Here is a 10531-nt window from a genome sequence, read left to right as displayed (position 1 = left end):
CCCAAGCGACATCACTCCACCTCGCAGCTTGATCACAACAAGCTAAGTGGCATTGCGACAGGACCGGCCCGAACCGGGGGACTCGGTGTTCGTCGTCGACCACCAGCAGGTCCTCGTCACGAAACCATCGCGTCGGCATGCGATTACCCCAAGGGAACAAGGTTCGGCCTCCGAAGCCGTAAGCAAGTTCCCACTCGTCAGGCGTTGGTAGGCGACGGCCGTCTCGCGCGAGGTCGGCTGCGATCGAGTCGTAAGTCACATCGGTCGCGGCCCAGGCCGCGGTCGGTGTGCAGTCCACTGCTTCGTACGGACGGACCGCTACGAGTATGGCTCCCAGAGATACGGTGCGGGGGCTGGTGGTGACTGAGGCCATCCATGTTCGAACCTCCTCAAGGGTGCTGGCGGACCACCGCCTGCGGACTTGCTCGCGATCGTCACGGACCATGTGGCCGAACTCTGGGACCGGGTTAAGTGCCTTTTCGCTGCCGAGGTAGGACAGCATTTCGTCGTCGGTTGGCGTCCAGGCGCCGGGATCGAATCCGAGCCAAACGTCGCCGCCAGGCACGAAGGCGAACTGTACCCCGGCTACGTCGATGATCGCGTTGTACGCGTTTTGTCCGGCGTACTCACGACGTGCCACCGAGGCGACTGTGCCATCAACTGTGCGCGCGACCACCGCAGCCACGGCGACCGCCTGTTCGCGGTTGAAGCCCAACCATTCGTCGAGGGTGATGTCAGCTGCCTGCACGTCTGGAGTATGCCGAAGGCTGCGGGATCACCTGTCACCAAGTTCGGCCGCGCAGCGTCTGTCGGTAAACGATCGTTCGCGATACACCGTGGTCCGGGGCGTTCCCGCAGGACAGCCGTGTAACGGAACCCGTGTACGCGGCTACGTAACGCGCAATCCCGTTCGCGACACATTCGAGCCATGAGAATCGGCGTCGCTAGAGTCAGCACCCGCGATCAAAACCCGGAGAGCCAGACCGACGCGCTGCGCGCTGCCGGCTGCGAGCGATCACCGCGTTCCAGGGCTCGATCGCGGCGCTGCCGGAGGTGCTGCAGGTGTTCGTCGTCGCCGGCGACAACGACTTCCTGGTGCATGTGGCGGTGCCGAGCATCGAGCGGCTGCACGCGTTCTTGATGGACCGGCTCAGTCAGCGCCGGGAGATCGTGGGCTTCCAGACGGTGGTGATCTTCCAGCGCACCGGGGCGCCGATCGTGGCGCAGCTGCCGCCCACGACCGCCGCCACGGCCTCTACCGTCACAGGGATGCGAGCCAGCGGTGGCCCGGATAGGCGTGGTCGATGAGCTCGGCCAGGCGGCGGCGTTCGGCAGCGTTCAGATACGCCACGGTGGTGTCGAAGTCAGCCTGGTCTTTCGGCCGGGCGTGTTTGGCTTTGAACAGCAGTACCAGCTCCGGGACCAGGTAAGGGATGCCCTCGCCGTTGCGGCGGATGATCTGGGCATACGGCAGCCGGATCGTGGGGTCGTGCCGGCAGATCCAGGTGTCGCCGTCGTGCGGTTCCCGGAACACGTCGAGAAGGTAGTGGCCGCTTGCCGCATCCCGCAGCCACGTCTGGTGCGTCACGGCCAGAACCCGCGCTGAGGCCTCCGGCCAGATCTTGCCGTCGCCGACACCGTCGAACACGTAGTCGCCGATGCTGTCGAACCGGTCGCGGACCACGGCGAAGTCCGCGGCCGGGATCGCGATCTCCAGATCGCCGTGGCTGCGGATGCCGTGGCCGACGAACAGCTCCAGCGCCCACCCGGCGGCCACGCACCAGGGCGTGTCGAGGCCAGCCAGGCGAGCCGCGACCTGCTGCGGACTCCACGCCGCCGCCCAGCGGTGCTCCAGGGCCTGGATGTCGGCGGGCGACAACTCGATGCCGCCGGGCGGCAGGGATTGGCTCATCTCAGGGACTTTAGCGGCGCCGTGGCCTCTCGCAGCTCACGAGGATTCTCGCTGCCGCTGCGGGCGGCGTCGACGACCGTCACGGCGCAGGCCGGGATGAAACGCCAGGTGCTGCACGTCGTGCGGGACGGCACACCGGTGCTCGAGCGGCTGCTCGCCGAGACCGCGCTCGCTGCGCTGCCTCCGTACTTGCGCTCAACGGGAAGGTCGACGACGCGGCGCTGGCTGTTTGAGCGGGCTTGTTTTAGTTGAGTGCCGCCGAAGGCGGCTCCGTACTGTTTGTGGGCAGTGCGGGCGACTGTGGAGGTGGTGCGAAGCTAGGGGCCTGTTATCCATCTTATTCTCAGAGTGGAGCGAACGCCTGGACCGCTCGCCGCGCCGCGCGTGTTCCGGTCCGCCAGATGTAAGCCAAGCGCCGCTCGAGCTGGTCCAGGTGTTTGCTCGCGGGCTGGCTGATCCCCCATAGGCCGGCCGTCAGCCCCAAGCTGCCCAGCTCGGCCACGAGCGTCGGCAGCTTGGGGCGGGCGAGCTCGGGAGGCGACGCACTCGTAACCGGGGATTATCGCCGCATTTCCGATAGGCCGCTACCGGAGCCCGGAACCGCCGACCAGGATGGACCCGTGCGGGCTCCGGCTCGACTGTGACAAGTCGCGGATCCGCACCGTGCGGAGCAAAGTTGTCGCCATGTGCCCCGGCATCTTCCGATGTGAAGGCGTCGGCGCAGCGCGACCATTGCGCACACCCGCACTACTGCACGACCTCACCTCCTCACCCCGATCGACAGCACAAGCGGAGAGGGCCACTTCTGTCTCATGACCTTGACACATCATTGGCGGCCCAGAACGGCCGGCTCTTCCTCGACGACCTTTACGTCTTCCCCGGCGAGAACGCACCGTTTTCGTGATGGACGTCAACTCGAACATCACCGGCGTCTGCGCCGAGCCGGGCTTCCATCCGGAGGCGCGCTATGAGTCCAAGATCGACGTCAACGGTGCTGACGTGGAAGAGCTGCCCTACGCCGTGGGAAGCCCGGCCACCACCGCGCCTGCGCGGCGTGCCGAGTTCCCCTACGTCGTCCCCGCCTGAGACTCAAGAAAAGAGAGATCATGCCTTACGTCACCGTCGGCCAAGAGAATTCCGCACCGATCGAGCTCTACTACGAGGACCACGGCCAGGGCCAGCCCATCGTCCTCATCCACGGCTTCCCGCTCAGCGGCCGGGCCTGGGAACGCCAGGAGCGGGCGCTGCTCGCCGCCGGACACCGGGTGATCACCTACGACCGGCGGGGTTTCGGCCGCTCGAGCCGGCCGTCCACCGGCTACGACTACGACACCTTCGCCGCGGACCTGGACAAGCTGCTCACCCACCTCGACCTGCGCGACACCGATCTGGCCGGGCACTCGATGGGCGGCGGCGAGATCGCCCGCTACCTCGGCAGCTACGGCTCCGGGCGCGTCCGGCGCGCCGCGATCATCTCCGGCGTCCCGCCCTACCTGCTCAAGACGCCGGACACCCCGCAGGGCGTGCCGCAGCAGGTGTTCGACGAGATCGCCGCCGCGCTCACGGCCGACCGCTTCGCCTACTTCACCGAGTGGAACAAGAATTTCTTCAACCTCGACGAGACGCTCGGCACGCGGATCAGCCCCGAGGTGGTCCAGGACGCGTGGAACACCGCCGTGTCCGCCTCGGCCGCCGGCACCGTGGCCTGCGTCGCCACCTGGCACACCGACTTCCGTGACGACCTGCCCAAGATCGACATCCCGGTGCTGGTGCTGCACGGCACCGCGGACCGGATCCTGCCGATCGACGCCTGCGGCCCGCGCTCCCACGAGCTGATCAAGGGCAGCACCTACGTCGCCGTCGAAGGCGCCGACCACGGCCTTTGCTGGACCTATGCCGAGGAAGTCAACGAGCAACTCCTGAAGTTCTTCGCGTAGTCCTGGCGAGCCCTGCAAGCCCGGGGCTGTCGAGCCCGGTCCTCTGCGGCGATCCGCCGTGGAAGACCGGGCTCGGGGCTTGGAACGTCCGGACGAGAAAGCTGAGCATCGTTCGCGCTGGTCGGCGAGCGGTCGGGCGTCGACCCCGGCCAGCGTGTCGACCTCCGGCGGCAGGATCTCCCCCGTGGTGACATCCGCGATCTTCGCGACCCGCTCCAGCGCCCGTCCGGGGCCCTCGCATCCCTCGCACTTCCGTTCGTCTCTGGCTCCTCTTGTAACTCTTCCGTACGCGCGTACCCCCCTCTCGAGTGGCGGAAGTGGTCGGGGCGATCTCTAGTGGTGCCCAGTGGAGGCCGCCCGTTGGCGTGGTGGCCGCGAGGAAAGGGCGTCACCCATGTACGACCAGCGCCAGCCGCGCCGTGGGCGCGCGTTTCGCGTCGCGGGCTGCGCCGTTGCGGCGGTTGCCCTCGCGGGACTCGCCGTGGGGTGTGGTTCCGCGAAGTCCAGTAACACCGGTTCCTCGTCGACCGGGACTGGCGGGGGGACCGCCGGGGGGACGGCGAACGGGTCCGGGGTGCGGATCGGGATCCTGCTGCCGGAGTCGAAGACCACGCGGTACGAGGCGTTCGACCGGCCGCTGTTGCAGTCGGAGTTGCAGAAGCTGCTGCCTGGGGTGCAGATCGACTACTACAACGCCGGGCAGAACGCTACGACGCAGCAGACGCAGGTCGACACCGCGCTCACCAAGGGCGACAAGGTGTTGGTCCTGGACGCGGTGGACTCCAAGTCGATCCAGAACTCGGTGCAGAAGGCGCACGACGCCGGGGTGAAGGTCGTCGCCTACGACCGGCTGGCGCAGGGGCCCGTCGACGCGTACGTGTCCTTCGACAACGTGAAGGTGGGTCAGCTGCAGGGGACCGCGCTGCTGGCGGCGCTGGGTTCGGACGCGGCCAGCAAGCAGATCGTGATGATCAACGGCTCCCCCACCGACCCGAACGCCGCCCAGTTCAAGCAGGGTGCGCATTCGGTGCTGAACGGCAAGGTGAAGATCGGCAAGGAGTACGACACCCCGGAGTGGGACCCGAACACCGCGAACCAGGAGATGGCCGGTGCCATCACCGCCCTGGGCGCGCCCAACATCAACGGCGTGTACTCCGCCAACGACGGTATGGCCGCCGGCATCGCCACCGCGCTCAGCGCGGCCGGCATGCACGTGCCGCTGACCGGCCAGGACGCGCAGCTGGACGCGCTGCAGCGGATCCAGGCCGGGACGCAGACCATGACGATCTACAAGCCGTACCAGCCCGAGGCCGCCGCGGCCGCCGCCGTCGCCGCGCAGTTCGCGCAGGGGAAGACGCCCGGCTCGGACCTGCTCCCGGACTCGGTGACGTCCGGGTCCGGGAACAAGGTGCCGGCCAAGCTGATCACCCCGATCGTGGTCGACAAGAACAACATGTGCCAGACCGTCGTCAAGGACGGCCTGTACACCGCGGCCCAGATCGGCATCACCTGCTGATCGGGGATCTCCCCGGACCGCTGCACCGCCGATCCGAGCAGCCGGCGACGACGACCGGCTGCTCGTGCCGAACCACCCGACGCGACGCGGAGGACTCCCATGCCCGACACGACCAGCGCACCCGTGCTCGAACTGCGCGGCGTCTCCAAACGGTTCGGCGCCGTCCAGGCGCTGAGCGGTGTCGACCTCGCGGTCCACTCCGGCGAGGTGGTGGCCCTGGTCGGGGACAACGGCGCCGGCAAGTCCACGCTGGTGAAGACCATCGCCGGCGTGAACAACCCGGACGAGGGCGACATCATCTGGCGGGGCCGGCCGGTGACCATCCGGGGTCCGCACGACGCCCAGAAGATCGGCATCGCGACCGTGTACCAGGACCTGGCGCTGGCCGACAACCTCGATGTGGTCGGCAACCTGTTCCTGGGCTCGGAGACCAGGTCGGCCGGGATCCTGGACGAGATCGCGATGGAGAGCCGCTCCCAGGAGCTGCTCGACACGCTGTCGATCCGCATCCCCAGCGTCCGCATCCCGGTCGCGTCGCTGTCCGGTGGACAGCGGCAGACCGTGGCCATCGCCCGCTCGCTGATCGGCGACCCGCGGGTGGTCATGCTCGACGAGCCCACCGCCGCGCTCGGCGTGGAGCAGACCGCGCAGGTCCTGGACCTGGTGGAACGGCTGCGCGACCGGGGCCTGGGGGTGATCCTGATCAGCCACAACATGGAGGACGTGATGGCCGTCGCCGACACCGTCGCGGTGCTGCGGCTGGGCCGGAACAACGGGTTCTTCGACCGGAGGCGGACCAACCAGGAGGAGATCATCTCCGCGATCACCGGCGCCACCGACAACGCCGTGACCCGGCGGGCCGCCCGGACGCACGAAGCGGAATCCGGCTCCGGGTTCGACGCCGACTTCGGCGATCGGCCGCCCGGCGGCCCGTGACCGGCCGGCCGGCCGCCGAGGCCACCGCAAGCAGGAGGGGGACAGCGACCGCAGCGACGGTGGAAGGACACCCATGAGCGAGAACCGCAACACCTCTCCGGACGACGGTGAGCCGGACCGGGACCGCACTCCCCCGTTCGAGCCGCCCACGTACTCCGGCGGCTCCGGCGCGACCGGGCCCGGCGCCGAGGTGTCCGGCGTGCGGCCGGTCGCGGCGGGCGGGACCCCCGGGGCTCAGTCCGAGGCGGCCCTGGAGACGCTCGAGACGATGGTCCCGGCCGCCGGCTCCGCGGCCGACCCCCGGCTGCTGGTCCGCCAAGGCGGTCTGAAGGGCTACTGGAACGAGTTCATGCGCCGGGTCAAGGGCGGCGAGCTCGGCTCGCTGCCGGTGATCGTGGCCCTGATCATCATCTGGATCGTGTTCTGGGCCCTGAACTCCACCTTCCTGTCCGCGCAGAACCTGTCCAACCTCTCGCAGCAGATCGTCGGCACCGGGATGATCGCCCTGGGCGTGGTGTTCGTGCTGCTGCTCGGCGAGATCGACCTGTCCGTCGGCTCGGTGTCCGGCCTGGCCGCGGCGGTGTTCGCGGTGTCCAGCGTCAACAACGGCATGAACCAGTGGCTGGCGCTGCTGCTGGCCCTGGCCACCGGTGCCGGCACCGGCCTGATCCAGGGCTTCTTCTTCGCCAAGATCGGTGTCCCGGCGTTCGTCGTCACCCTGGCCGGCAACCTGTTCTGGAACGGCCTGATGCTGAACATCCTGGGCGCCAACGGCACCGTGAACCTGCCCAACGACGGCAACGTCGCCAAGCTCTACAACACCTTCTACGGCCAGGTCGCGGTCGCCTACAGCGTCGCCGCGATCGCCGTGGCGCTCTACGCGGTGGTCGCCTGGGTGGGCCGCGCCCGCCGGGTCAAGGCCCGCGTCCCGGCGCAGCCCGTCGGAGAGATCGCGGTGCGCACCGTCGCGCTGGCGATCGTCGCCTTCGGCGCCGCCTACGTGTTCAACCAGTACAAGGGCCTCCCCCTGGCACCCCTGATCTTCCTGATCTTCATCGTCATCGGCGACTTCATCCTGCGCCGCACCGTCTACGGCCGCCGCATCTTCGCCGTCGGCGGCAGCATCGAGGCCGCCCGCCGCGCCGGTATCAGCGTCCCGTTCGTCCGGATCACGGTCTTCACCATCTGCGGCTTCATGGCCGCGGTCGGCGGCCTCTTCCTGGCCGGCCAGATCGAGTCCGCCTCCCAGACCTCCGGCGGCGGCAACCTGCTGATGAACTCCATCGCCGCCGCCGTCATCGGCGGCACCAGCCTGTTCGGCGGACGCGGCAAGACCTGGTCGGCCCTGCTCGGTGCCCTGGTGATCGGCTCGATCCAGTCCGGCATGAACATCCAGGGCCTGTCCAACAGCATCCAGTACATGATCACCGGCGCCGTGCTGCTCGCGGCGGTCGTCATCGACTCGGTGGCGCGGAGGACGCAGAGGGCTTCGGGTCGGGCGTAGCTGCGGGACGGTCGGTGGGGCAAGACGGTCAGTGGAGCAGGACGGTCAGTGGGGCGGTCGGGCGAGTCGGTGTCAGTCGACGACCGCCGCGAGCAGCACGGCGGTCGTCATCGGCCAGCGGCTCGGCGGCGGCGTGATCATCTTCTGGGCCGGCCCCGGGTCGCCGTCCCGGGCATGGCCGCCATGCGTCGTTGGGGAATAGGGGCCTGTTATCGCTCGACACCGGCGCAGTCGAGCAGCGCGTGCATGACCGTCTCGGGAAGGACCGGGTTCCGGGCGGCGAACTCCGCCGTCTGCGGATCGACGAGCGCCTCCTGCAGGCGGGCCGGCGGGAGGCGCTCGTCGCTGAGGGCTCCGGGCCGTACCCGATGGTCGGGGTCGCGGGACAGTGACTCGATCATCTCCGGAGTCGCCGTCGGATCGGCCGACGCGGCCCAGCGGAGGCGGGGGTTCGGGTGGTCGGCGAAGTCGGCGGCCATGCCTTCGCGGACGAAGTTCGGGCGGTAGCTCAGGTCGTGCCAGCGGACGCCGTGCCAGTGGGCGAACATCTCGATGATCAGTTCGTGCGGGGCGTCGTCGCAGCACTGGGCCAGGGTCAGGCGGACGAAGAAGTCTTCGTCGTCGGCCAGGCGGGCGACGGTCGCGGGCGGCAGGCGGCCGGCCATCGCCACGCTGCGGCGGATGAGGACGTGGCCGGATTCCGCGTACTCGGCTATCGCCTCGGGGTCCTTCCTCAGCTCTTTGAGCCACTCCGGGACTTCGTGGTAGCCGTAGTGGACGACATAGGGAATGGCCGCTCGCTGCTCCTCGGTGAGGTCTTCGCGCAGCGACAGACACAGCCTGACCCGGTCCGCGGGGTCGTCGGCGAGCTGAAGCGCGATGTCCTGCGGCACACGTTCGTCCCACGCGGCTTTTGCCCGGGCGTACTCGCCTGGGGCGGCGATCAGGGCTTGGGCTTCGGCGCGGGTCAGCGGTGGCAGGGGCGCGTCGGGACCGTCAGTGTCAGGCTCGGGCGGCGGCGGAGGAGGGTCGCCCGGCTCCCGCTCGAGTATGTCGAACAGGGCACGTCGCCGGTCCCCGAACGGGCTTTCGAACGCCGCCGACCGCACATGCCACTCCGGGTCGCGGGCGAGCACGGCGAGCAACTCCAGGCTGGTGAACATGTTCTCCGCGATCGCCATCCGCACTTTGCGTTCGGGGTGCCGGGCGAGCGCCGCCGCGGCCTCGTCCGGCAGGCGCCGGTGCCTCAGCCAGCTGTGAGGGTCGTCGAGGCGGTCGCGGACCGTGGCGATCCGCAGCAGCACGGCGCTGCTCGCCGCCGAGTTGTAGGCCAGGCCGTTGAGCCAGGCTTCCTGCGGCTCCGGCCGCCCGGCCAGCTTCGCGGCGAACTCGTCCCACTCCACCCGGCCACTCCCCCGTGGTACCTCGACGCCGTAATGGGCCTCACGCTCGGGAAGCCACGGTCAGCCGACAAGTGTCTGAGAGCTGCCGGCCCCTGAGCGTCATGTTCGTAGGCGAGCATACGTTGCCGAGGCGGCGTTGGTCGCGGCGCGGTTGAGCGAGTCGGCGCTGGCGTCGGGTTACGGGCTGCGCATCGGCACCGAGGCGCTGGCTGTGCGTCTCGGTGCCGACGGCGAGGTGGAGATGCTGGACGGGTAGTGCTTCTCAGCCGGCAGCGCGCAGGAACCCGACCATCCCGTCCAGGTCGGCGTTCATCATGTAGTCCCGCACGAAGTGGCCGCCGGGCTCCTCGTGCGCCTCATAGCCGATCCCGGCGCCGTCCAGCAGGCTGCGGAACTCGCGCTGGCCGGCCAGGACCTCGGTCTCGTTGAAGGTGTCGAACGGGTTGGTGGGGTCGGGGCTGGTGCCGGCGACCAGGAAGATGCGCTTGTTGCGGTAGCTCTCCAGGCGTTCGACGGGGTTGTCGGCGGTGACGCGGGCCTCGTCCCACGGCACGCCGTAGACGGTGCCGCCGCTGAGGTCGGAGGCGGCGGAGGAGACGTTGGCCCAGTGGATGAGCGCCCCGGCGTCGCGGCGGGAGCTGGCGGGGCCGGAGTGGGCGCTGACGGAGCAGAAGTGGCCGTAGTACTTGGCGGCGTACTTCAGGGCGCCGTAGCCGCCCATGGAGAAGCCGGAGACGGCGCGGCCGAAGTAGTCGCTGTAGGCGCGGAAGTTGGCCTCGACCCAGGGCAGCAGCTGGTTGATGTGGAAGTTCTCCCAGTTGCGGGGGCCGACGTTGGTGGTGACCGGGTTGGAGTACCAGCCGGCGTGGCCGCCGTCGGGCATGACCACGATCAGCGGCCGGCCGGCGGTCCAGGCCCGGATGCCGAGCTGGTCGAAGGTGATGAAGTCCTGCAGGCCGCCGTGCAGCAGGTAGAGCACCGGGTAGGTCAGGCCGCTGTCGAAGTAGCCGTCGGGCAGCAGCACGTTGACGGCCGGGTTCCAGCCGATCTCGGGGGTGGCGAACCGGTAGTACCACATGCGCGGGTCGCTCTCGTTGCGGTCCACGATGGTCAGGCCGAATCCGTCGTCCGCGGCGTGGGCCGGTGCGGCGGTGGCCAGGCCGGTGCCGACGCCGACGCTGAGGGCGGCGGCGATCCCGCCGGCGGTCTTGAGGACGTTGCGGCGGGAAGGACGGTGTTCCGTCATCACGGTCTCCTTGTACGAGAACGGACAAGCTGGGAAGTTCTGTCCCGAGCTTGGCAGTGTCCGTTCACAATCCGAGC

At 69.1% G+C, this 10531-nt stretch carries 10 protein-coding genes and 2 pseudogenes; 8 read left to right on the top strand and 4 right to left on the bottom strand.

Annotated features, from left to right (window positions below; all coding sequences use genetic code 11):
• Positions 1–748, bottom strand: a pseudogene (locus ABD466_RS26045) (hypothetical protein); the annotation flags it as partial.
• A 180-nt stretch (positions 749–928) separates the two neighbouring features.
• Here ABD466_RS26045 and ABD466_RS26040 point away from each other — a divergent pair.
• A pseudogene (locus ABD466_RS26040) lies at positions 929–1033 on the top strand (recombinase family protein); the annotation flags it as partial.
• 29 nt (positions 1034–1062) lie between these two features.
• Positions 1063–1308: an Lrp/AsnC ligand binding domain-containing protein gene (locus ABD466_RS26035; RefSeq protein ID WP_344659798.1), complete on the top strand. Its 246-nt coding sequence runs from the start codon at positions 1063–1065 to the stop codon at positions 1306–1308.
• Here the strand turns inward: ABD466_RS26035 and ABD466_RS26030 are convergent.
• The gene (locus tag ABD466_RS26030) at positions 1262–1912 is read right to left on the bottom strand and encodes a hypothetical protein (RefSeq protein ID WP_344659797.1); all 651 of its coding nucleotides are present in this window, start codon (positions 1910–1912) and stop codon (positions 1262–1264) included. The two genes, ABD466_RS26035 and ABD466_RS26030, sit on opposite strands and share 47 nt — an antisense overlap.
• 21 nt (positions 1913–1933) lie before the next feature.
• Between ABD466_RS26030 and ABD466_RS26025 the strand changes: the two genes are divergently transcribed.
• The 6 genes from ABD466_RS26025 (at position 1934) to ABD466_RS26000 (ending at position 7805) form a co-directional block, all read left to right on the top strand.
• The gene (locus tag ABD466_RS26025; RefSeq protein WP_344659796.1) at positions 1934–2164 is read left to right on the top strand and encodes a hypothetical protein; all 231 of its coding nucleotides are present in this window, start codon (positions 1934–1936) and stop codon (positions 2162–2164) included.
• A 651-nt stretch (positions 2165–2815) separates the two neighbouring features.
• Positions 2816–2998 carry a hypothetical protein gene (locus ABD466_RS26020; protein WP_344659795.1) on the top strand — a complete coding sequence of 61 codons (183 nt, stop codon included), beginning with the start codon at positions 2816–2818 and terminating at the stop codon, positions 2996–2998.
• A 20-nt stretch (positions 2999–3018) separates the two neighbouring features.
• Entirely contained in the window at positions 3019–3849 is an 831-nt protein-coding gene (locus ABD466_RS26015) for an alpha/beta fold hydrolase (protein WP_344659794.1), read from the top strand.
• Positions 3850–4243: 394 nt separating this feature from the next.
• On the top strand, positions 4244–5365 hold the full coding sequence (locus ABD466_RS26010) for a sugar ABC transporter substrate-binding protein (protein ID WP_344659793.1): 1122 nt from the start codon (positions 4244–4246) through the stop codon (positions 5363–5365).
• Between the two features lie 99 nt (positions 5366–5464).
• The gene (locus ABD466_RS26005; protein ID WP_344659792.1) at positions 5465–6301 is read left to right on the top strand and encodes an ATP-binding cassette domain-containing protein; all 837 of its coding nucleotides are present in this window, start codon (positions 5465–5467) and stop codon (positions 6299–6301) included.
• A 268-nt stretch (positions 6302–6569) separates the two neighbouring features.
• Positions 6570–7805: a sugar ABC transporter permease gene (locus ABD466_RS26000; protein ID WP_344659800.1), complete on the top strand. Its 1236-nt coding sequence runs from the start codon at positions 6570–6572 to the stop codon at positions 7803–7805.
• Between the two features lie 209 nt (positions 7806–8014).
• Here ABD466_RS26000 and ABD466_RS25995 read toward each other — a convergent pair whose 3' ends face one another.
• Together ABD466_RS25995 and ABD466_RS25990 are read right to left on the bottom strand one after the other, a co-directional pair.
• On the bottom strand, positions 8015–9208 hold the full coding sequence (locus ABD466_RS25995; RefSeq protein WP_344659791.1) for a hypothetical protein: 1194 nt from the start codon (positions 9206–9208) through the stop codon (positions 8015–8017).
• Positions 9209–9470: 262 nt separating this feature from the next.
• Positions 9471–10454, bottom strand: coding sequence for an alpha/beta hydrolase (locus ABD466_RS25990; protein WP_344659790.1), 984 nt, complete (start codon positions 10452–10454; stop codon positions 9471–9473).
• Positions 10455–10531 lie beyond the last annotated feature (77 nt).

The organism is Catenulispora subtropica, from assembly GCF_039531675.1.
Classification (GTDB): domain Bacteria; phylum Actinomycetota; class Actinomycetes; order Streptomycetales; family Catenulisporaceae; genus Catenulispora; species Catenulispora subtropica.
This window is presented reverse-complemented; position numbering and strand designations above follow the sequence as displayed.

Excerpts from the sequence above, each read along its gene's own strand:
- ABD466_RS26005 (WP_344659792.1), top strand. The coding sequence starts at position 5,465 with ATGCCCGACACGACCAGCGCACCCGTGCTCGAACTGCGCGGCGTCTCC.
- ABD466_RS26010 (WP_344659793.1), top strand. The coding sequence starts at position 4,244 with ATGTACGACCAGCGCCAGCCGCGCCGTGGGCGCGCGTTTCGCGTCGCG.
- ABD466_RS26000 (WP_344659800.1), top strand. The coding sequence starts at position 6,570 with ATGGTCCCGGCCGCCGGCTCCGCGGCCGACCCCCGGCTGCTGGTCCGC.
- ABD466_RS25990 (WP_344659790.1), bottom strand. The coding sequence starts at position 10,454 with ATGACGGAACACCGTCCTTCCCGCCGCAACGTCCTCAAGACCGCCGGC.
- ABD466_RS26015 (WP_344659794.1), top strand. The coding sequence starts at position 3,019 with ATGCCTTACGTCACCGTCGGCCAAGAGAATTCCGCACCGATCGAGCTC.
- ABD466_RS26030 (WP_344659797.1), bottom strand. The coding sequence starts at position 1,912 with ATGAGCCAATCCCTGCCGCCCGGCGGCATCGAGTTGTCGCCCGCCGAC.
- ABD466_RS26020 (WP_344659795.1), top strand. The coding sequence starts at position 2,816 with ATGGACGTCAACTCGAACATCACCGGCGTCTGCGCCGAGCCGGGCTTC.